The following is a 21,679-nucleotide window of genomic DNA, read 5'->3' as shown; positions in this document are numbered from 1 at the left end:
CTTCACCTGCCCTTCGGACTAGCGGTTCGAACTAGGGGGCGGGTCAGGTCACTTGCCGTCGGAGACGCCGAGCGCCTGGAAGTCCACCTCGCCGAAGGCGTCGGTGATGTAGACGTTGGTCAGGCGCGGGTTGCGCCAGTTCAGGGCCTTGTCGGCGACGATCGGCAGGTAGTAGGCGCCGTCGACCACCTTGTGGTTGATCTTCTTGTAGATCTCGGCGGCCTTGGCCGGGTCGCTCTCCTGGGCGGCCTGGTCGAACCAGCCGTTGATCTCCGGGTCGTTGATCTCGGAGTAGTTGTTGTTGCCGTTGCTGGTGATGAAGCGGCCGTCGACCAGCGGCTGGAGGAAGCCGGAGCCGGTCGGGTAGTCGGCGCCCCAGCCCATCACGATCAGGCCGTAGCCCTTGGTCTTGACCACCTCGGGCGAGCCGATGACCGAGGAGATCAGCTTGCCGTCGTACTGGTCGACGGTGACGGTGATGCCGACCGCCTTGAGCGCGTTCTGCAGCGCCACCGCGGAGTTGACCTCCTTGGCCTTGTTGCCGCGGACCGCGATGGTGGTGCTGAAGCCGTCCGGCTTGCCGCAGGCGGCCAGCTCCTCCTTGGCCTTCTCCACGTTCGGCTTGCCCTTGGTCAGGCCGAACGGGTCGTAGTCGTCGGAGCCGAGGATGTTCGGGGGCAGCATCGAGCCGTAGATCGAGCCGGAGACCGAGCCGCCGCGGGAGGACTGCAGGGCGGTGGTGTCGGCCGCGTACAGCACCGCGTTGCGGCAGTGGATGTTGTCGAACGGGGCGACCGACGGCGCGATCGAGACGTACCGGATGAAGCCGTTGTACGGGTCGTCGGTGTTGGCCTTGAGCGACTGGTCCTGCAGCACCTTGACCTGGGCGGCCTGCGACAGGCCGGTCTGGGCCCAGTCGAGGTCGGCGGTGTTGGCCAGCAGGCGGGCGTCCATGTCGTCGGCGTTGGTGGTGATGGTCAGCTTGACGACGTCCGGCAGCGCCTTGCGGAACGGGTCGGAGGCCGGGTCCCAGTTCTCGTTGCGGACCAGCTCGTAGCCCTTGCCCGGCTCGACCGTCTTGAACTTGTACGGGCCGGAGGAGACCGGCTTGTCGCCGTACTTGGAGCCGGTGTCGCCCTTCTGCGGAACGGGGGCGGCGGAGCCCATCGCCAGCAGGTACGGGAAGGTCGAGTTCGGCTTGGCCAGCTTGAAGACGATGGTGGTGTCGTCCGGGGTCTCCACCGACTTGAGGCCGAGCTTGTTCGGGTCGGTGTCGGTGTAGGGGCCCTTGTAGTCCTGGCCCTGGTCCAGCTCGTTGATCAGGTAGGTCGGGCCGCCGGAGACCACGTCCTGGGCGAAGATCCGCTCGATGCCGTACTTGATGTCCTTCGAGGTGATGACCGAGCCGTCCTCGAACTTCAGGCCGGGCTTCAGCTTGAAGGTGTAGGTCTTGCCGTCGGCGGAGACCTCGGGCTTGGCGGTGGCCAGGTCGGGGACGAGCTCCAGGCCCTCCTTGCCGGGCTTGCCGTCGTAGGCCAGCAGGGTGCGGGTGTAGAAGCGCTCGTAGTTCCACACCGAGGCGTAGTACGCGCGACCGGGGTCGAGCGAGTCGACGTCGGTGCTGCTCCACAGGTTGAGGGTGCCGCCCTTCTGGTCGGACGGGTTCACCACCTTCTCCGCGGCGGCGTTGAAGCCCGCCGCGCCGCCCTTCTTGGCACCGGCGTTGTCGCCGCCTCCGGAGCTGCCGCCCTTGGACCCGCCGCAGGCCGCGGTGGTGAGGGCGAGGGCGGCCACCAGGGCGGCCGCGGCGAGCGTCCTGTTTCGCTTCATGGGTTGGGGAACCTCCAGAGTTGCGGGCTCAGTTGCCCTTGGGGTCGAGAGCGTCACGCAGGCCGTCACCGAAGAGGTTGAAGGCGAGCACGGTGATGAAGATGGCGAGACCGGGGATCACCATGTAGGTGGGATCCGCCTGGTAGATCCCGACCGCGTCCGAGAGCATCTGCCCCCAGGACGGGGTGGGCGGCCGGACGCCGGCCCCGAGGAAGCTGAGTGCCGCCTCGTTCAGGATGTTGGTGGGGATGATCAGGGTCGCGTAGACCAGGATCGGCGCCACCAGGTTGGGCAGGAGCTCGCGGAACAGGATGTGGGCGCGGCCGGCGCCGAGGCTGCGGGCGGCGTCCACGAACTCGCGTTCGCGCAGGGACATCGCCTGGCCGCGGACGATGCGCCCGATGTAGGGCCAGCCGAAGAAGCCGATGACCACCGCCAGGATGGCGACCCGGAGCCACTTGTCGGAGAGCCCGAAGGCGGAGTTCGGCATCACCGAGATCAGCGCCATGCTGAACAGCAGCTGCGGGAAGGCCAGCAGGACCTCCATGATCCGGCTGATCACCGAGTCGACCCAGCCGCCGAAGTAGCCGGCCATGACGCCCATCACGACGCCGATGCAGACCGACAGCACGGCCGCGCCGAGCGCCACCAGCAGCGAGATCTGGGCGCCGTAGAGGATCCGGGAGAACACGTCGCGGCCGAAGGTCGGGTCGAGCCCGAGCAGGAAGTCGCCGCTGATGCCGCCGAACGCCCCCTTGGGCAGGCCCAGGTCCGGGTTCATCTGGTCCGGGTGCGGCTCGTCGTACGGGTGTCCGAACAGCGCGGAGAGCACCGGGGCGAAGACCGCCGCCAGCACCAGCAGGACCACGACGGCGCCGCCGGCCAGCGCGACCTTGTCGCGCTTGAGCCTGCTCCAGGCGATGCGCCCCGGCGAGCGGCCTTCGATCTGCTTGGCCGGAGCCGGAGTTGACGCAGCGTCTGGCTGCTCGCCGGCCGCCGGGCCGGAGGTGTCGATGGGTGTGGTCATGAGTCGTTCCGTCCCCCTCGCCGGCGGTGGCCGGTCTACGGAGTCGCGTGCGGTGCGGAGTTGCTTGGGGCAGGTGCGGTGGTGTCGGCGTGCCGTGCTGCTGCGGGTGTGCGGGTGCCCCGGACACCGCCGTGCCGTGGTGGGCGGGCGGTGCCGTGCGCGGGGGGCGGTGGTGCGGGCGGTGCGGTGCGGGCAGCGCGGTGCGCGCCGCGGTGCGGTGCGTGAGGAGCAGGCGGTGCGTGGTGCGGGCGGTGCGGCGGTGCGGACGACACGAACGGGTGGAGCCGGGACAGCAGGCTTGCCGGGGGCCGTACGGAGCGGCGCTCCGGGCGGTTCTGGTGCCGGCGGTGGCGCGCTCGCCTTCGGCCGAAGGCGCCGCGCCCCGCATTGCGCAGCACTCTCCGTCATGGGAAGTGCCGGGCGGAAGACCTCGATCGCGAAGGATGCCTAACTGTGATCTGTCGGCATGCAAGATCGCCCAGATCGCATATCGCTCTTCACACAGCTGTTACGTGTCCGTCAAGAGGGACACTGGCGGTACCCCGCCACTGACGGGAAAACGCCAGGTGGCGCAAGGGGTTTCGCGCGTAGATCATGAGCAGGCAAAAGCTGGCAAAAAACCCCCGCCGACCGGGGAAAAGGTCGGAGCGGGGGTTTTCGGACAGTGCGTCAGGGTAGGGTCAACGGCCCGGATAGCCCGGCCAGGGGGCCTGCGGCCACCCCTGGGTGGGCCCGGCCGGTGGTTGCGCTGCGTAACCAAAGCCGGTCGGGTGGGCCTGCGGGGCGCCCTGCCGGTCGAAGAACGGACGGGCGTTGGCCCACATCCACATCGCCACCGGGTCGAACTCGTCGGCCATCATCACGGTGGACACGCCGGGCCCGTCCGGCGCCTGCGCGGCGGCCCGCTGCACCAGCGCCCGGGCCGCCTCCACCGACGGCGGCGAGGTGTCGTACAGGTCGAGCCCGATCGCCACGTACGCCTCGCCCAGCACCGGCTGCACCCAGGCCCGGCGCAGCGAGCGCAACGGCCGCACCTCGCCCGCCTGTTGCTCCAGCACGGCGAAGAACTGCGAGGCGGCCACCGGGGGTTCGGAGATCCGCAGCGGCCCGGCGGGCATCCGGTCCAGGCCGAGCGCGATCCGCCGCAGGTCGGCCCAGGGCACGCCGACGCCGCCGCCGGGGCGGTGCGGGTCGAGCCACAGGCCCCAGCGCGACCGGTACAGCGAGGCGGCGATCTCCGGCCCGGAGACCACCTCGTGGGCCCGCGTCCAGCCGCTGGCCGCGAGCTGGGCCGGGGAGGTCGCGCAGGGCGCGTAGCCGTGCCCGCCGACGTCCATGTTCCCGTACTGGGCGTCCGGGCTGCCGGGGCTGCCGTGCCACAGCAGCATCCAGACCTGCCCGCCGGCCAGGGCGCGCAGCAGGCCCTCGTACGCCTCCCAGCGCTCCGGTGCGACCGCTGCGAGGGCGTGCTCGACCGCCCCCGGGTCGCCGGCTGCTCCCGTCACGTCGCCGCCCTACTCTCTCGTCCGCTCGCCACCGCGCTCCGGTGTGCCGGGGCAACCCTATGGGGCGCACCCGACGGTCGTCATGCCGCCGTACCGCGCGGCCGACCGGAGCCGACGGGCCGGCGCCGTCACGGACGCACGTAGAAGGGCTGTACCCGCCCCAGCAGCCAGTCCACCACCGGGTCCGCGACCAGGTCGAGCAGCACCAGGTGGACGCCCCAGCCGGGGGGCGCGGTTCCGAGCGCCCGGCCCAGCGCGGTGTTCACCTCGGCCGGGTCGGCGGGGGCCGCCGGGTCCAGCTGCACGCCGACGTACAGCAGGGTCGGCTCGCCCTCCACCCGGGCCAGTGCCCGGCGGGCCGTCAGCACGCCGGGCAGCGCCATGAGTTCGCCGGTCGCGGCGGCCAGGAAGGCGAACGGCTCCTGGTGCGGTTCGGGCTCCTTGAGCGCCACCCGGGCGCCCTCGGTGACGCCCTGCGCCTCCCACTCCTCGCCGCGCGGCCCGCGCCGCAGCTCGCCGACGCCCTCCGGCGGCACCGGGATGCCCACCGGCGCCTCCGGATTGACCGCGATGCCGATGCCCAGCGGCAGTCCGCGGGCGAACTCCCACATCGGGGCGATCGCGAACGGGATGCCGGGACAGTGCTGGAGGTACTGCTCCTGCGAGGAGTACACCGGGACGTACGGCGCGCCGGCCAGCTCCAGCGTCGGCAGGTCCAGCGCCTCGGCGTCCGGCGCGGTGCCGGAGGGCAGCGGGATCCACACCTGGCTGCGGGCCAGCACCTCGATCACCCGCGGCGTCGCCCCCGGGTCGCCGAGCGCGGCGGTCAGCACCCGCTCCAACTCGTTGGCCGGCCAGGCCCCGCCCTCCGGAACCCCACCCAGCGGGAACCCCATGTCGCCCCTCCACGTCAGCAGTTGCGATCAGGTTAGCGGCGCGCGGGGCCGCCCCGGTGCGCCGGCGGTCGGACCCCTCTCCCACGACCGCCCCCGGGCATGCCATGATGGGCCCGCTCAGACCTTCACGCCCAATTTCATACCGGCCGCTCGAACCCGCGCGGGAGAGTCGGAACGGCCCGCTGGGGCCGCGACCGGCGCCGAAGGAGCAAGTCCTCCCCGGAATCTCTCAGGCACCCCTACCGCCCGGGCGAGGCAGATCTGGAAAGTGGACACGGCCGCGCCGTGCGCCCACCCACGGTGCAAGCCGCCATCCTGTTGGAGGGCGGCGAAGCTCTCAGGTTCGACGACAGATGGGGAGATTCGCCCCAGCCTGCCCGTTTCCAGATCCCGGGAGTCCTGTCGTGTCCCTCCGCCTGACCGCGCTCGACGCGCTGCACCGCTCGCTCGGCGCCACCATGACCGACTTCGCCGGCTGGGACATGCCGCTGCGCTACGGCAGCGAGCGCGAGGAGCACCTCGCCGTCCGCACCCGGGCCGGCCTGTTCGACCTCTCGCACATGGGCGAGATCACCGTCTCCGGCCCGCAGGCCGGCGAGCTGCTCGACCACGCGCTGGTCGGCTTCATCTCGGCGCTGGGCGTGCTGCGCGCCCGCTACACCATGATCTGCCGCGAGGACGGCGGCATCCTGGACGACCTGATCGTCTACCGCACCGCCGAGCACGAGTACCTGGTGGTCGCCAACGCCTCCAACGCCCAGGTGGTGCTGGACGCGCTGACCGAGCGCGCGGCCGGCTTCGACGCCGTCGTCCGCGACGACCGGGACGCCTACGCGCTGCTCGCCGTCCAGGGCCCGGAGGCGAACGGCATCCTGGCCAAGCTGACCGACGCCGACCTGCCCGGCCTCAAGTACTACGCCCTGCTGCCCGCCACCGTGGCCGGCCGCCAGGTCTGGCTGGCCCGCACCGGCTACACCGGCGAGGACGGCTTCGAGGTGTTCTGCGCCCCCGCCGACGCCGAGCACCTGTGGACGGCGCTGACCGAGGCGGGCACCGCCGAGGGCCTGGTCCCGTGCGGCCTGTCCTGCCGCGACACGCTGCGCCTGGAGGCCGGCATGCCGCTGTACGGGCACGAGCTGTCCACCGAGCTGACCCCGTTCGACGCCGGCCTGGGCCGGGTGGTGCGCTTCGACAAGACCACCAACGACGGCGCCTTCGTCGGCCGCAAGGCCCTGGAGGAGGCCGCCGCCGCGGCCGAGGACAACCCGCCGCGCAAGCTGGTCGGCCTGGTCTCCGAGGGCAAGCGCGTCCCGCGCGCCGAGTACGCCGTGGTGGACGCCGGGGGCGCCGCGATCGGCCGGATCACCTCCGGCGCGCCGTCGCCGACCCTGGGCAAGCCGATCGCCATCGCGTACGTGGACGCCGCGCACGCCGAGCCCGGCACCGCCGTCGCGGTGGACGTGCGCGGCAAGGCCGAGCCGGTCGAGGTCGTCGCGCTGCCGTTCTACAAGCGCGCCCGCTGAGCGGCTCCCCCTCCCGTCCTCCCCCCGAACGGTCCTCCTCCGGTTCGTCCGCCCAGCGGACGGCCGCGCCCTCCCCTTCCGCGATCCTGGAGAATGACGCCATGAGCAACCCCACGCACCTGCAGTACACCAAGGAGCACGAGTGGCTGACCGCCGCCGTGGACGGGGTGTCGACGGTGGGCATCACCGCGCACGCGGCCGACGCCCTCGGCGACATCGTCTACGTCCAGCTCCCCGAGGTGGGTGACACCGTCACCGCGGGTGAGACCTGTGGCGAGCTTGAGTCCACCAAGTCGGTCAGCGACCTCTACTCCCCCGCCACCGGCGAGGTGACCGAGGTCAACCAGGCCGTCATCGACGAGCCGGCCCTGGTCAACTCGGAGCCCTTCGGGGGCGGTTGGCTGTTCAAGGTCCAGGTCGAGGCGACCGACGAGCTGCTCGACGCCGACGGCTACACCGCCTTCACCGGCGCCTGACCGGGAGACCCCCCTGATGACGGTTCTCAACCAGTCCCTGCACGCGCTCGACCCGGAGATCGCCGCCGCGGTCGACGCCGAGCTGCACCGCCAGCAGACCACCCTGGAAATGATCGCCTCCGAGAACTTCGCCCCGGTGGCGGTCATGGAGGCCCAGGGCTCGGTGCTCACCAACAAGTACGCCGAGGGCTACCCCGGCCGCCGCTACTACGGCGGCTGCGAGCACGTCGACGTGGTCGAGCAGATCGCCATCGACCGGATCAAGGAGCTGTTCGGCGCCGAGCACGCCAACGTGCAGCCGCACTCCGGCGCGCAGGCGAACGCCGCGGCGATGTTCGCGCTGATCCAGCCGGGCGACACCATCCTGGGCCTGAACCTGGCCCACGGCGGCCACCTGACCCACGGCATGAAGATCAACTTCTCCGGCAAGCTCTACAACGTGGTCGCCTACCACGTGGACGAGAAGTCGGGCCAGGTCGACATGGCCGAGGTCGAGCGCCTCGCCAAGGAGCACCAGCCCAAGCTGATCATCGCCGGCTGGTCCGCCTACCCCCGCCAGCTGGACTTCGCCGAGTTCCGCCGCGTCGCGGACGAGGTCGGCGCCCTGCTGATGGTCGACATGGCGCACTTCGCCGGCCTGGTCGCCGCCGGTCTGCACCCCTCCCCGGTGCCGTACGCGGACGTGGTCACCACCACCACCCACAAGACCCTGGGCGGCCCGCGCGGCGGCGTCATCCTCTCCAGGGCCGAGCACGCCAAGAAGATCAACTCCGCGGTCTTCCCCGGCCAGCAGGGCGGCCCGCTGGAGCACGTGATCGCCGCCAAGGCCGTCGCGTTCAAGGTCGCGGCCTCCGAGGAGTTCAAGGAGCGCCAGCAGCGCACCCTGGAGGGCGCGAAGATCCTCGCCGAGCGCCTGCTCCAGGACGACGTGGCCGCCTCCGGCGCCTCCGTGCTGTCCGGCGGCACCGACGTGCACCTGGTGCTGGTCGACCTGCGCAACAGCGAGCTCAACGGCCAGGACGCCGAGGACCGCCTGCACGAGGTCGGCATCACGGTCAACCGCAACGCCGTCCCGAACGACCCGCGCCCGCCGATGGTCACCTCCGGCCTGCGCATCGGCACCCCGGCGCTGGCCACCCGCGGATTCGGCGCCGAGGACTTCCGCGAGGTCGCCGACGTCATCGCCGAGGCGCTGAAGCCCGGCTTCGACGAGGCCAAGGCCGAGGCCCTCAAGGCCCGGGTGTCCGCGCTCGCCGCCGCGCACCCGCTCTACCCCGAGCTGTAACCCCCGCTCGTCCGGCCGCCCGACCGGCGGCCCACCCGAGCTTTCCCGGGGCACCGCGCACACTGGAAGACGTGCGCGCGGTGCCCCGTTCCATGCCGCGCCCCGTTCACGAGACGGGACCCAGCACCACCACGAGACCGGACAAGGACGTCACCCCGTGGCCATCAGCGTCTTCGACCTCTTCTCCATCGGCATCGGCCCCTCCTCCTCGCACACCGTGGGCCCGATGCGCGCGGCCCGGATGTTCGCCCGCCGCCTCGACTCCGAGGGCCTGCTGGACCGGGTCGCCACCGTCCGGGCCGAGCTGTACGGCTCCCTCGGCGCCACCGGCCACGGCCACGGCACCCCCAAGGCCGTCCTGCTCGGCCTGGAGAACCACTCCCCCCGCACGGTCGACGTCGACCGTGCCGACCTCGACGTCGAACGGATCCGCGCCGAGAAGCGGCTCAGCCTGCTCGGCCGCCGCGAGATCCCCTTCGACCCCGACCACGACCTGGTCCTGCACCGCCGCAAGACCCTGCCGTACCACGCCAACGGCATGACCCTGTGGGCGTACGACGCCTCCGGCGAGGTGCTGCTGGAGAAGACCTACTACTCGGTCGGCGGCGGCTTCGTGGTCGACGAGGACGCCATCGGCGAGGCCCGCGTCAAGCCCGACGACACCGTCCTGCGCCACCCCTTCCGCACCGGCGGGGAACTGCTCCGGCTGACCCGGGAGACCGGCCTGTCCATCTCCGGCCTGATGCTGGAGAACGAGAAGGCGTGGCGCACCGAGGCCGAGATCCGGGCCGGGCTGCTGGAGATCTGGGCCGTCATGAAGGAGTGCGTGGCGGCCGGCATGTCCCGCGAGGGCATCCTCCCCGGCGGCCTCAAGGTCCGCCGCCGCGCCGCGAGCGCGGCCCGCGCCCTGCGCGCCGAGGGCATCGGACCGGGCAACGCGATGGAGTGGGTCACCCTCTACGCGATGGCCGTCAACGAGGAGAACGCCTCCGGCCGCCGGGTCGTCACCGCCCCCACCAACGGCGCGGCGGGCATCATCCCGGCCGTCCTGCACTACTACCTGAACTTCATTCCGGGAGCGGACGAGGACGGGATCGTCCGCTTCCTTCTGGCGGCGGGCGCGATCGGCATGCTCTTCAAGGAGAACGCCTCGATCTCCGGCGCCGAGGTCGGCTGCCAGGGCGAGGTCGGCTCCGCCTGCTCGATGGCCGCCGGCGGCCTCGCCGAAGTCCTCGGCGGCACCCCCGAACAGGTCGAGAACGCCGCCGAGATCGGCATCGAGCACAACCTCGGCCTCACCTGCGACCCGGTCGGCGGCCTGGTCCAGATCCCCTGCATCGAACGCAACGGCATGGCCTCCGTCAAGGCCGTCACCGCCGCCCGGATGGCCCTGCGCGGCGACGGCCGGCACCACGTCTCCCTCGACAAGGCGATCAAGACCATGAAGGAGACCGGCGCCGACATGAAGATCAAGTACAAGGAGACCAGCCGCGGTGGCCTCGCCGTCAACGTCATCGAGTGCTGAAACCCGGCCACCGGCCCGGGGCCTGCGGCCGGCCGTGGCGGCGAGCCCCCGGCCGCCTCGGGCCCGCCGGGCGGAATTCCCCCCACGGGCTCCCCGCAGGGGGCTCGCGGCGGCCCTGCCGTCGACCGTCATCGAGTGCTGAAACCGGCCCCCCGCCAGGGAGTTGCGCCCGGAAACGGTACGGGGCCCCTGTCCGCAGGTGTTTCGCGGTCCGGGGCCCCTGTGCGTCCTCCGGTGGCCAAGGGGGTGCGTGCCGCCGGGTGGGAAGTGCCGGGTTGTGCTGCCCGACTTGCATGACTATCGCACGCTATGTGCGGGCGGACAAAATCGAAACCAAGGCGTGTGGCTGAGTTCACCTTCGGATACCAGGCAGCCGCCGGGCGAGGCGGTTCAGGCCGTGGCGGCGGCCCGTTCGCGGATCTTCAGCTCGAACCAGACGCCCTTGCCGCGCGGCAGCAGGTCCGCGCCCCAGCGGTCGGCGATCGACTCGACCAGGCGCAGGCCGTGGCCGTTCTGGTAGCCGACCTCGGTGGCCTGGATCAGGCAGGGCAGGGCGCGCGAGGAGTCGCGCACCTCGACCCGGAGCCAGCCGGGGCGGCGGGTCACCTTCAGTCCGATCATCCGGCCGCCGGTGTGCCGGACGGCGTTGGCCACCAGTTCACCCGTGAGCAACTCCACCGCCTCCATGAGCTGGTGGAGTTTCCAGGTCCGTAACACCGAGAGCACCAGCCGCCTGGCCACCCCGGCGGACTGCGGGCGGGAGGGCAGCCGCACCTCCTCCGCGGCGTCGGGATCGCTGAGCACGCCGAAGAAGAGGTGCTCCATCTCCTCCGGCGTCAGCCGCTCCAGGTCGGCCAGCACCACGCCGGTGACGATCCCCGACGGGTCGTCACCACGCGTGCCGGTCAGTGGAAGTGATGACCGCTCTGCTTCGCCCCATGCCGCCATGCGCCCCATCATTGCGGAACGCGAGCAGGTGCGTACGGACAATGAGCAAACGATCACTATTCATTTGGCATATGCCGTCAGCAACCGAACGGACGCCCGAAGGTCACCACTTCGCCCAGGAGAGGTTCCAGCCGCCCAGACCGTTGGACGCGTCGACCACCGGGCCCTTGGAGTTGACCACCTTGAACACGTCCCCGACCAGGCTGGAGTCGTAGAGCTTGCCCGCCGGGGTGCTCGGGCTGCCGGACTTGGTGTCGGTCACGCCGATGCAGCCGTGGCTGGCGTTGGAGCTGCCGATCGCGCTGCCGCTCCACGAGTTGCCGTGCACGTAGGTGCCCGAGTCCGTCAACCTCATGGCGTGCGGAACCACCAGGTCGTACTCGTCGCCGGAACCCTCCTTGGTGACGCCGGCCGAGGTCATCCGGGTGGTGCCCTCCAGGGCCTCCACCACCATGACGCCGTTCCAGGTGTCGAAGCCGGGCTTGCCGGCGGTGAACGCGACGCTGTCCACCTGCTGGCCGTCCCGGACGACCGACATCCGGTGGGTGGCGACGTCGACGGTGGAGACCTGCGAGCGGCCGATGGTGAACGGCTCGTCCTTGTCCACGTCGCCGTACACGCCGGGCGCGGTCTCCACGTTCTTCAGCCGGTAGTGGATGGTGACCTTGGTGCCGGGCTTCCAGTAGTTCTCCGGCCGGAAGTCCAGCCGCTTGTCGCCGAACCAGTGGCCCTTGACCACCGTGCCGTCGGACGCCTCGAAGGTGATGCCGCCCAGCACCGCGTCCTTGTTCTTCACCGCCCGCTTGAAGGACACCGAGACGATCATGCCGACGCCGTAGGTACCGTTGTCGGCGATGTTGTCGCCGGTGCCGGCCTCCTTGTCGGGGGTGAGCGTGGTGAAGGTGGAGCGCGCGTTGACGACCACGCCCTTGGCGTCCTCGGCGAGCGCGTCGACGGTGTACGCGGTGCTGACCGCCAGGGCCGCCTTCGGCGTCCAGCCGGTGCCGTCGGAGCCGAGCTCGCCGGGCACCTCGGTGCCGTCCGGGCCGGTGACCTTGACCGAGGTGAGCTTGCCGCCCGCGGCCGACACCTTGACCTCGCCGGTCGGCTTCACCCCGGTGGAGCCGTTGGCGGGCTCGATCGCGATGGTGGCGGCCGACACCGCGGGGGTGGGCTCGCCGGTGCCCGCACTGGCGGCGGCCGGGCCCGTGGGACTGTCCGCCTTGGCCGTACCGGTGCTGCACCCCGCCGTCGTGGCCATCAGCACCAGGGCGCCCGCGAGCGCCCCCACCGCGTAACCCCCGCGCTTCGCCTTCACGTTTCCGCTCTCCCCACACACCGGCCCGTCGGGTGACAGGTCTTTCGTTTGATAGGACGGGTCGGGAAGCGGAAACGTTGCGGGGGAAGTGTCCCGGTACGGTCACGAACCGCCGACGGCCCGGCGGTCGGATGACCACCGGGCCGTCACGGCCCGCACACGGCGGGCCCGCGCGCGGAGGGCTACCACTTGCTCCACGGGATGGTCCAGCCGCTCAGGCCGTTGTCCCCGTCGACGGTCTTGCCCTTGGAGTTCTTGATCTTCACCACGTCCCCGATCATCGAGGACTTGAAGAACTTCCCGCCGTTGGAGGTGTCGCTGCCGCCCTTGGCGTCGGCCAGGCCGACGCAGCCGTGGCTGGCGTTGGTCTTGCCGAAGGCGCTGCTCCAGTAGTTGCCGTGCACGTAGGTGCCGGTCCGGGTCAGGCGCATCGCGTGCGGCACGTCCTGGACGTCGTACTCGGCGCCCTTCACGTTGGCGACGGTGGCCGAGTTCATCCGGGTGACCACCTCCTTGGAGTAGATCACCATGGTGCCGTTCCAGGACGGGTTGTCGTCGTTGCCCGCCGTGATCGGGATGCTCTGGGTCTTGCCGCCGCCGTTGTCCACCGTCATGGTGTGGGCCGCCGCGTCCACCGTCGAGACCTGGTAGCGGCCGATGCTGAACGGCTCGTCCTTGTCGACGTCGCCGTACACGCCGGGGGCCACCTCGACGTTCTTCAGCCGGTACTTGACCGTCACCTTGGTGTTCGGCGTCCAGTACTCCTCGGGCCGGAAGTCCACCCGCTTGTCGCCGAACCAGTGGCCCTTGGCGGTCTTGCCGTCGGAGCTGGTGACGGTGATGCCGGCCAGCACCGCGTCCTTGTTCTTGATCGACTTGCCGAAGGTCACCGAGACGATCATGCCGACGCCGTAGGTGCCGTTGTCGGCGATGTTGTCGCCGGTGCCGGCCGTCTTCGCCGGGGTCAGCGTGGTGAAGGTGCTGGTCGAGGCGGAGACCAGGCCCTCGGCGTCCACCGCCTGGGCGGAGACGGTGTAGCTGGTGCCGACGGTCAGCTGGCCGCTGGGCTTCCAGCTGAGGCCGTCGTCGGAGACCTTGCCGTCGACCGCCTTGCCGTTCTTGTCGGTCACCGTGACGGTGGTGAGCTTGCCGCCGGCCACCGCCACCTGCAGGCCGTCCTTGGGCTGCACGTCGGTCGCGCCGTCGGCGGGCGTGACGGTCAGCTGGGCCGCCGAGGTCTTCGGGGCCGTGTCGGCCGGGGCCGGGGTCGCCGAGGACGAACTCCCGCCGCCGGACGTGCCCTTGGCGTCCGCGGAGCCGCCGCCCCCGCCGTTGTCGTCGTTGCAGGCCGTGGTGCCGAGCAGCAGGACGCCGCCCACCAGCAGGGCCGCCGCGGACCGCCTGGCCCGGCGGCCGCGCCCCGCCACCGCTCCGGTCGTACGAACCGTCTCCACCCCGCTGCTCCCCTCCCGGTATTCCCGGCGAATGTGACGTGCTGGCACCCGGAACCGGTTCCGCCGGATCGGGCGCGCCCCGGCCTCCGGTTCCGGCTCGGCCCCGGGCGCGCGGTCAGGATAACCGGCCCGTCCGGGTGAAAGTTCGGCGGGAGCCGGGTGCCGGTTCAGTGAACCGCCGTGCCCGCCTTCCAGTGCGCCCAGTCGAGGTTCCAGCCGGAGAGGCCGTTGTCCGGGGCGACCCGCTCGCCGCGGGAGCCCGCCACCTCCACCACGTCGCCGACCATGGTGTGCCGGTAGAGCCAGCCGGCCGGGGAGTCGTCCGAGCCACCCTTGGCGTCGGGCAGGCCGATGCAGCCGTGGCTGGTGTTGGCGGCGCCGAAGACCGCCCGGTCGCTCCAGTAGTTGCCGTGCACGAAGGTGCCGGAGGCGGTCAGCCGCAGCGCGTGCGGCACGTCCTTGATGTCGTACTCGTCGCCGAGCCCGACGGTCTGCGAGTTCATCCTGGTCACGCCGAAGCGCTCGGAGACCACCATGGTGCCGAGGTAGGTGGAGTGCTCGGGGCTGCCGCCGCTGACCGGCAGGACGCGCAGCACCCGGCCGTCCCGGCGGACGGTCATGGTGTGGGCGTCCAGGTCGACGGCGGCGACCAGCGAGCGGCCGACGGTGAAGTGCACGTCCTTGTCCTGGGTGCCGAGGTAGCCGGGGGCGCCCTCGACGTCCTTGAGCCGCAGCAGCAGGGTGACCTCGGTGCCGGCCGGCCAGTACTCCCGGGGCCGGAGGTCGAGGCGCTGGTCGCCGAACCAGTGCGGGGCGATCTCCAGCGGCGGGTCGGAGACCACCGCGACGGCCCGCTCGACCGCGGCGCGGTCGGTGATCGGGTGCGAGAAGCGCAGCGAGACGGGCATGCCGACGCCGACGGTGGAGCCGTCCTCGGGGGTGAAGAAGCCGACGAAGGTGTGCTCGGGGGCGACGGTGGTGAAGGCGGTGTGCTGGGCGGCGCGCAGGCCGGCGCCGTCCTCGGCGACCGCGTCCAGGGTGTACGCGGTCGCGGTGGCGAGCCGGTGGTCGGCCGTCCAGGCGGTGCGGTCGGCGCTGAGCGTGCCGGGGACGGCGGTGCCCCGGTCGTCGGCCAGCCGGACGGTGAGCAGCCTCCCCCCGGCGGCCTCGACCCGGACCGGGGCGTCCACCGGGACGTCCTGCGCACCGTCGGCGGGCCGCGCCGCGAGCTGGGCCCGGGAGACCGGCGGGGCCGCGTCGCCCGCCCGCCCGTCCCCGTCCCCGCCCGAGCAGCCGGTCAGCAGCAGCAGCGCGGCCGCCGCGGCCGCCCGCCGTGCCCAGAGCCGTCCCGCGGCGCGCATGCCGTCCTCCTGCCGTTCCTGTTGTTTCGCCATTCACCCGCTATCCCCCGATACCGGACACAACGATCGATTCCGGTCGCCGGACACGGCCGAATGGTTTCCGCACCCCGCTGCGCTGGGCACATGATCGATCACGGTGCGTCACGCCGCCCGACCTGGGGTGACGAGGGCCGTCGGACAGGGAACAACCGGAAGAACGGGGACGGGCCCCCGGATGGCTGGGAGGGTCGCCATGACGGCGTGGCAGGAGCTGGGTACGGGCACGGGCGGTCGGACGCGCCCGGCCGCCCGGTGGAACGGCTCGGCACCACGGCCCGGCGGCGCCGAGCCGTGGCCGGGCAACTGGCAGCCGCTGGGCGCCCGGTTCCGCACCGACCCTGAGGGCGGCCGGGGCACCAACTTCGCGCTCTGGGCGCCGGGCGCCGAGGCGGTCGACCTGTGCCTGTTCGACGAGCGCGGCCGGGAGAGCCGGCACCGGCTGTCCGAGCAGACGTACCAGACCTGGCACGGCTACCTGCCGGGCGTGCTGCCCGGCACCCGCTACGGCTTCCGCGTCCACGGCCGGTGGGACCCGTGGACCGGCGCCCGGTTCAACCCGGCGAAGCTGCTGCTCGACCCGTACGCCCGAGCCGTCGACGGCGCCTACACCTCCCACGACGCGACCTGCGCGGCCGTCCGCAACTGGCCCGAGCGGGACGTGGCGGACACCGTCCGGGACGACCGGGACTCCGCCCCGCACGTGCCCAAGGCCGTGGTGGTGCACGACGCCGACGACTGGTACGACGACCAGCGGCCGAAGACCCCGTGGGCCGAGACGGTGCTGTACGAGCTGCACGTGCGCGGCTTCACCATGCGCCACCCGGAGGTGCCGCCCGAGCTGCGCGGCACCTACGCGGGCCTGGCGCACCCGGCGGCGGTCGCCCACCTGACCCGGCTCGGGGTGACGGCGGTGGAGCTGCTGCCGGTGCACCACCACGTCAGCGAGGACCACCTGCAGGCCCGCGGCCTGGTGAACTACTGGGGCTACAACACGCTCGGCTACTTCGCCCCGCACGCGGGCTACGCGGCCACCGGCAGCCGCGGCCAGCAGGTCGGCGAGTTCAAGCGGATGGTGCGGGCGCTGCACGCCGCGGGCATCGAGGTGATCCTCGACGTGGTCTACAACCACACCGCCGAGCAGGGCGTGATGGGCCCGACGCTGTCCTTCCGCGGCATCGACAACGCGGGCTACTACCGGCCGGACCGCTCCCGCCGCGGCTACGCCGACTACACCGGCTGCGGCAACACGCTGGACACCCGCCGCCCGCAGGTGATCCGGCTGATCACCGACTCGCTGCGGTACTGGGTCGCCGAGATGGGCGTGGACGGCTTCCGCTTCGACCTGGCCGCCGCGCTGGCCCGCGGCGGGGACGGCGTGGAGATGGAGCACCCGTTCCTGGCCGCCGTCTCGCAGGACCCGCTGCTCAGCCGGGTCAAGCTGATCGCCGAGCCGTGGGACGTCGGTCCGGGCGGCTACCAGGTCGGCGGCTTCCCGCCGCTGTGGGGCGAGTGGAACGACCACTACCGGGACACCGTCCGGGACTTCTGGCGCGGCGCCCGGCCGGACGTCCGGGAGCTGGCGACCAGGCTCTCCGGCTCCTCCGACCTGTACCAGCGCGGCGGGCGCCGCCCGTACGCCTCGGTCAACTTCGTCACCGCGCACGACGGCTTCACGCTGCGCGACCTGGTCAGCTACGACCGCAAGCACAACGGGGCCAACGGCGAGGACAACCGGGACGGCACCGACGACAACCGGTCCTGGAACCACGGCGCCGAGGGCGAGACCGACGACCCGGCCGTCCGCTCGCTGCGGGTGCGCCAGCTGCGCAACCTGCTGACCACGCTGCTGCTCTCCAGCGGGGTGCCGATGCTCACCGCGGGCGACGAGATGGGGCGCACCCAGGGCGGCAACAACAACGCGTACTGCCAGGACAACGAGACGAGTTGGCTGGACTGGTCGCTGCTGGACGACCCGGACTGGCGCTCGCTGGCCGAGCTGACCGCCAGGCTGGTGCACCTGCGCCGGGCCCACCCGGTGCTGCGGCAGCGGGCGTTCTTCTCCGGCCGCCCGGCCGGCCCGGACGGGCAGCGGGACCTGACCTGGCTGACCCCGGCCGGGCGGGAGATGACGGACGCGGACTGGTTCTCGCCGGGGCAGGCGCTGGCGATGCGGCTGTCCGGCAGCGCGATGTCCGAGCGCGACCAGCGCGGCCGCGAGGTGCGCGACGCCGACTTCCTGCTGCTGCTGAACGCCGCCGCCGAGCCGCGGCACTTCACCCTGCCCGCCCCGCACGTCCCGGTGCTGGACACCGCGCTGGCCGGCGAGCCGGACGCGGTGCCGGTCACCGAGGTGCTGCTGACCGGCCGTTCGGCGGTGCTGCTGAGAGTGGGGTGAACCGGGGGGCGCCCGCCCCCGCCCGCGACCTGGCCGGTTCCCGCCGACAGGGGCAAAAAACCGGATGAGAAATGTCGGCGGCAGCGCTTACCCTCTCGGCGATGGCCGAGAACCAGACCCCCGCTCCGCACACCCCCGCGGATCCGAACACCCCGTCAACAGGCGGCGCACCAGGCCCACCGGCACCGGCACCGGCACCCCGGTCCGCGGTGCGCTCGCTGCTGCGCCTGTGGCCCTACGCGCGCGAGGCCCGCTGGCGGATCTTCGGCTCGATGGCCGCCGCCGGGCTCGCCTCGCTCAGCGTGCTGGCCGTCCCGCTGGTGCTGCGCCGGATCGTCGACGGCCCGGTCGCCCACCACGACCTGGCCGGCCTGTGGCCGCTGGCCGGGGCCCTGCTGCTGCTCGGCGTCGCCGAGGCCGTGCTGTTCGGCGTCCGCCGGGTGATCGTGGCCCGCCCGCTCGCCCGGGTCGAGACCAGGCTGCGCGGCGAGCTGTTCGCCAAGCTCCAGCGGCTGCCGGTCTCCTTCCACGACCGCTGGCCCTCCGGCCAGCTGCTCTCCCGGGCCACCTCGGACCTGTTCGTGCTGCGGCTGTTCCTGGCCTTCCCGCTGGTCTTCCTGGTCGTCAACTCCACGGTCTTCCTGACCGGTACCGCGCTGATGTTCGCGCTGGACTGGCGGCTCGCCCTGATCGCCGTGCTCCCGGCCGTCCCGCTGGTGTTCTTCACCCGCCGCTTCGAGGACGGCTACTCGGCCGCCTCCCGGCTCGCCCAGGACCAGAACGGGGACCTGGCCACCGTGGTCGAGGAGTCGGTGCTCGGCATCCGGATCCTCAAGGCGTTCGGCCGGCACCGCACCATGGCCGAGGAGTTCCGCGAGCGCAGCGCCGCCCTGCGCGGGACGGAGCTGCGCAAGGCCGGCCTGCTGGGCAACCTGTGGGCGGTCATCGTCGGCCTGCCCGAGCTCGCCCTCGGCGCCGTCCTGGCCACCGGCGCCGTCCTGGTCGCCCACGACGGGCTCTCGGTCGGCACCCTGGTCGCCTTCCTGTCCACCGCGATGGCCCTGCGCTGGCCGGTCGAGTCGCTCGGCTGGCTGCTCGGCTTCTCCGCCGAGGCCGCCAGCGCCGCCAACCGCTACTTCGAGGTGATGGACGAGCCGGAGCCGGCCGATCCCCCCTCCGGCACCGCCCCGTCCGGCGAGCGCGGCATCCGCTTCACCGGCGTCCGCTTCCGCTACCCGGACGCCCCGGCCGGCTCCCCCGACCTGCTGGCCGGCGTCGACCTGCACGTGCGCCCCGGCGAGACGCTCGCCCTGGTCGGCGCCACCGGCAGCGGCAAGACCACGCTCACCGCGCTGCTCCCCCGGCTGTACGAGCCCACCGCCGGGTCGATCACCCTGGACGGCACCGACATCCGGGACGTACCGCGCGCCGAGCTGCGCCGCCGGGTCGCCGTCGCCTTCGAGGAGCCCACCCTGTTCTCCGCCACCGTCCGGGAGAACGTCCTGATGGGCGCCCCCGGCGCCGGCCCCGACCGGGTCGCCGCCGCCCTCTCCACCGCGCAGGCCGGCTTCGTCGACCGGCTCCCCGCGGGCCTGGACACCGAGGTCGGCGAGCAGGGCCTGAGCCTGTCCGGCGGCCAGCGCCAGCGCCTCGCGCTGGCCCGCGCCGTGGTCGGCGAACCCCGCTTCCTGGTCCTGGACGACCCGCTCTCCGCGCTCGACGTGCACACCGAGGCGCTGGTCGAGCGCGCCCTGCGGGAGGTCCTGGCCGACACCACCGCCCTGGTCGTCGCGCACCGCCCGTCCACGGTGCTGCTCGCCGACCGGGTGGCCCTGCTCGCCGACGGGCGGATCGCCGCCGTCGGCACCCACCAGGAGCTGCTGCGCTCCTGTCCCGCCTACCGGGCCCTGATGTCCGGCGCACCCGAACCGGAAGGGGCACCGGCCCGATGACCACCACCGTCGCCGCCCCCGCCGCCGCCGAGGAGGACGAGCTCCTCCCCCCGGCCGCCGACGAGCAGGACATCCCCGTCCCGCCCGGCGCCCCGCGCGCCCTGCTCCGCTCGCTGCTCGCCCCGCACCGCCGCCGGATCGCCGTCGCCGTGCTGGCCGTCCTGGTCCAGCAGGCCGCGCTGCAGACCGGCCCGCTGCTGGTCGCCTACGCCATCGACCGGGGCGTCCCGGCGCTGCGCGGGCACGACTGGGGCCCGCTGGTCGCCGTCACCGCCGCCTACCTGGGCTGCGCGCTGGCCGCGACGCTGCTCCAGCGGGCGTTCATCCGGCTCGCCGCCCGGATCAACCAGGACGTCCTGCTGGAGCTGCGCGGCCGGATCTTCCGGCACGCCCAGCGGCTCGGCCTGGACTTCCACGAGCGCTACACCTCCGGCCGGATCATCTCCCGCGCCACCGGAGACGTGGACACCCTGCGCGAGCTGCTCTCCGAGGGCCTCCAGGAACTCCTGATGGTCTGCCTGTCGGTCGGCTACATCACGGTCGTCCTGGTGGTCGTCGACTGGCGCCTGGGCCTGGCCGCGCTGGCCTCCTTCCTGCCGATGTACCTGGTCATCCGGTCCTTCCGGCGCCGCTCCCAGCGGGTCTACCGCCGCTCGCGCACCGTCAACGCCGGGCTGATCGTCCGCTTCACCGAGACGATGAACGGCATCCGCCCGGTGCAGGCGTTCCGCCGCGAGGCCGCCAACGACGAGGCGTTCGGCGCCGTCAACGCGCAGTCCGCCACCGCCACCGCGGACGGCCTGCTGGAGATGGCCCGGTACGTCTTCCTGTCCCGGCTGACGGCCAACGTGTGGATCACCGGCGTGGTGGTCCTCGGTGCCTTCCTGGTCACCGACGGCAGCCTCGAACTCGGCGTCCTGACCGCCTTCGTGCTCTACCTGCGCCGGCTGTACGACCCGATCGACCAGCTGGCGATGTTCCTCAACAGCTACCAGTCCGCCGCCGCCGCGCTGGAGAAGATCTCCGGCCTGCTCGCCCACGAGCCGTCGGTGCCCGAGCCCGCCGAGCCCGCCGAGCTGCCCGCCGCGGGCGGCACGGGCGGCGCGGGCGGCGCGGGCGGCAAGGGCCGCGAGGTCGCCTTCCGCGGGGTCGCCTTCGGCTACGCGAACGGCAAGCAGGTGCTGCCCCCGTTCGACCTGCTGCTGCCCGCCGGGCGGACGACCGCCGTGGTCGGCGCCACCGGCGCGGGCAAGTCGACGCTGGCGAAGCTGCTGGCCCGGTTCTACGACCCCACCGCGGGCGCCGTCACCCTCGACGGCGTCGACCTGCGCGAGCTGTCCACCGCCGGCCTGCGGGCCGAGGTCGTGATGGTCACCCAGGAGTCCTTCCTCTTCTCCGGGACGGTCGCCGAGAACATCGCGGTCGGCAAGCCGGACGCCACCCGCGCCGAGATCGAGGCCGCCGCCCGGGCGATCGGCGCCCACGCGTTCATCACCGCCCTGCCCGACGGCTACGACACCGACGTGCGCAAGCGCGGCGGCCGCATCTCGGCCGGCCAGCGCCAGCTGGTCGCCTTCGCCCGCGCCCTGCTCGCCGACCCCGCCGTCCTGATCCTCGACGAGGCCACCTCCTCCCTGGACGTCCCCGGCGAGCAGGCCGTCCAGCACGCCATGCGGACGGTCCTCGCCGGCCGCACCGCCGTGATCATCGCCCACCGCCTCTCCACCGTGGAGATCGCCGACCGCGTCCTGGTCATGGACCAGGGCCGCCTCGTCGAGGACGGCACCCCCGCCGAACTCATCGCCGGCGAGGGCCGCTTCGCCACCCTCCACCGGACGTGGAAGGACAGCCTGGTCTGAGAAAGCCCCTTCAGGGGCTCGGGGAACGGCGAGCCCGTGGCTGCTGACGGTGCACTGCCGTTGCGCGCATCTGCTTCCGGTTCTGTTCAAGACACGCAGCAGCACGGACCCACCGTTCCCCGAGCCCCCGCTTTCGCGTCCCGCCGCAAGAAGCCCGCCCATCTCGTCAGTTAATCCCTTTCAGTCAAGCCATCCATTTTTTGCAATAGCCGTCGAATATATTGCCGCTCGATGTCCACACCGTTACGCTCCCGGGTCGTCGGGTCGCGGACCTGACAAGACGTCG

General features: G+C 72.5%; 15 protein-coding genes and 1 riboswitch. Of the genes, 7 read left to right on the top strand and 8 right to left on the bottom strand.

Translation table 11 applies throughout. The annotated features are described in order from the left end of the window. Positions 1 to 48 precede the first annotated feature (48 nt). From ACFUEL_RS03550 to ACFUEL_RS03535, 4 genes are all read right to left on the bottom strand, one after another. On the bottom strand, positions 49 to 1,830 hold the full coding sequence (locus ACFUEL_RS03550; protein ID WP_380234279.1) for an ABC transporter substrate-binding protein: 1,782 nt from the start codon (positions 1,828 to 1,830) through the stop codon (positions 49 to 51). A 28-nt stretch (positions 1,831 to 1,858) separates the two neighbouring features. Continuing rightward, positions 1,859 to 2,857, bottom strand: a complete 999-nt coding sequence (locus ACFUEL_RS03545; protein ID WP_380234278.1) for an ABC transporter permease — start codon at positions 2,855 to 2,857, stop codon at positions 1,859 to 1,861. A gap of 680 nt (positions 2,858 to 3,537) precedes the next feature. Further along, a complete protein-coding gene (locus ACFUEL_RS03540) occupies positions 3,538 to 4,362 on the bottom strand; it encodes an enhanced serine sensitivity protein SseB C-terminal domain-containing protein (protein ID WP_380234277.1) in 825 nt (274 codons plus the stop codon). Between the two features lie 128 nt (positions 4,363 to 4,490). Continuing rightward, positions 4,491 to 5,258, bottom strand: coding sequence for an enhanced serine sensitivity protein SseB (locus tag ACFUEL_RS03535; RefSeq protein ID WP_380234276.1), 768 nt, complete (start codon positions 5,256 to 5,258; stop codon positions 4,491 to 4,493). Positions 5,259 to 5,409: 151 nt separating this feature from the next. Further along, a riboswitch (glycine riboswitch) is annotated at positions 5,410 to 5,513 on the top strand. A gap of 98 nt (positions 5,514 to 5,611) precedes the next feature. On the opposite strand from ACFUEL_RS03535, the gene gcvT reads away from it, so the two are divergent. The 4 genes from gcvT (at position 5,612) to ACFUEL_RS03515 (ending at position 10,067) form a co-directional block, all read left to right on the top strand. After that, a complete protein-coding gene (gene gcvT, locus ACFUEL_RS03530) occupies positions 5,612 to 6,781 on the top strand; it encodes a glycine cleavage system aminomethyltransferase GcvT (RefSeq protein ID WP_380234275.1) in 1,170 nt (389 codons plus the stop codon). 101 nt (positions 6,782 to 6,882) lie between these two features. Continuing rightward, positions 6,883 to 7,257, top strand: coding sequence for a glycine cleavage system protein GcvH (gene gcvH / locus ACFUEL_RS03525; protein ID WP_380234274.1), 375 nt, complete (start codon positions 6,883 to 6,885; stop codon positions 7,255 to 7,257). A gap of 16 nt (positions 7,258 to 7,273) precedes the next feature. After that, complete coding sequence (gene glyA / locus ACFUEL_RS03520; protein ID WP_380234273.1) at positions 7,274 to 8,542, top strand: serine hydroxymethyltransferase; 1,269 nt, start codon at positions 7,274 to 7,276, stop codon at positions 8,540 to 8,542. Positions 8,543 to 8,699: 157 nt separating this feature from the next. Continuing rightward, on the top strand, positions 8,700 to 10,067 hold the full coding sequence (locus ACFUEL_RS03515; protein WP_380234272.1) for an L-serine ammonia-lyase: 1,368 nt from the start codon (positions 8,700 to 8,702) through the stop codon (positions 10,065 to 10,067). 390 nt (positions 10,068 to 10,457) lie between these two features. On the opposite strand, the gene ACFUEL_RS03510 is transcribed toward ACFUEL_RS03515, so the two are convergent. The 4 genes from ACFUEL_RS03510 to ACFUEL_RS03495 form a co-directional block, all read right to left on the bottom strand. Further along, positions 10,458 to 11,015 carry an ATP-binding protein gene (locus tag ACFUEL_RS03510; RefSeq protein ID WP_380234271.1) on the bottom strand — a complete coding sequence of 186 codons (558 nt, stop codon included), beginning with the start codon at positions 11,013 to 11,015 and terminating at the stop codon, positions 10,458 to 10,460. 103 nt (positions 11,016 to 11,118) lie between these two features. Beyond that, positions 11,119 to 12,333 carry an Ig-like domain-containing protein gene (locus ACFUEL_RS03505; protein WP_380234270.1) on the bottom strand — a complete coding sequence of 405 codons (1,215 nt, stop codon included), beginning with the start codon at positions 12,331 to 12,333 and terminating at the stop codon, positions 11,119 to 11,121. 182 nt (positions 12,334 to 12,515) lie between these two features. Continuing rightward, on the bottom strand, positions 12,516 to 13,787 hold the full coding sequence (locus ACFUEL_RS03500; protein ID WP_380234269.1) for an Ig-like domain-containing protein: 1,272 nt from the start codon (positions 13,785 to 13,787) through the stop codon (positions 12,516 to 12,518). 167 nt (positions 13,788 to 13,954) lie between these two features. Then, positions 13,955 to 15,148 carry an Ig-like domain-containing protein gene (locus ACFUEL_RS03495; protein ID WP_380234289.1) on the bottom strand — a complete coding sequence of 398 codons (1,194 nt, stop codon included), beginning with the start codon at positions 15,146 to 15,148 and terminating at the stop codon, positions 13,955 to 13,957. 232 nt (positions 15,149 to 15,380) lie between these two features. Here ACFUEL_RS03495 and glgX point away from each other — a divergent pair, with 232 nt between their 5' ends. The 3 genes from glgX (at position 15,381) to ACFUEL_RS03480 (ending at position 21,393) form a co-directional block, all read left to right on the top strand. Continuing rightward, the gene (glgX, locus tag ACFUEL_RS03490) at positions 15,381 to 17,582 is read left to right on the top strand and encodes a glycogen debranching protein GlgX (protein WP_380234268.1); all 2,202 of its coding nucleotides are present in this window, start codon (positions 15,381 to 15,383) and stop codon (positions 17,580 to 17,582) included. 101 nt (positions 17,583 to 17,683) lie between these two features. Next, on the top strand, positions 17,684 to 19,534 hold the full coding sequence (locus tag ACFUEL_RS03485; RefSeq protein WP_380234267.1) for an ABC transporter ATP-binding protein: 1,851 nt from the start codon (positions 17,684 to 17,686) through the stop codon (positions 19,532 to 19,534). Next, on the top strand, positions 19,531 to 21,393 hold the full coding sequence (locus ACFUEL_RS03480; protein ID WP_380234265.1) for an ABC transporter ATP-binding protein: 1,863 nt from the start codon (positions 19,531 to 19,533) through the stop codon (positions 21,391 to 21,393). The genes ACFUEL_RS03485 and ACFUEL_RS03480 overlap by 4 nt, the downstream gene beginning before the upstream one ends. Positions 21,394 to 21,679 lie beyond the last annotated feature (286 nt).

Origin of the sequence: Kitasatospora sp. NPDC057198, assembly GCF_042670125.1 — a bacterium.
In the GTDB taxonomy this organism is placed as follows: domain Bacteria; phylum Actinomycetota; class Actinomycetes; order Streptomycetales; family Streptomycetaceae; genus Kitasatospora.
Note: the sequence above shows the minus strand (reverse complement) of the source record. Positions and strands in the feature narration are given on the sequence as shown.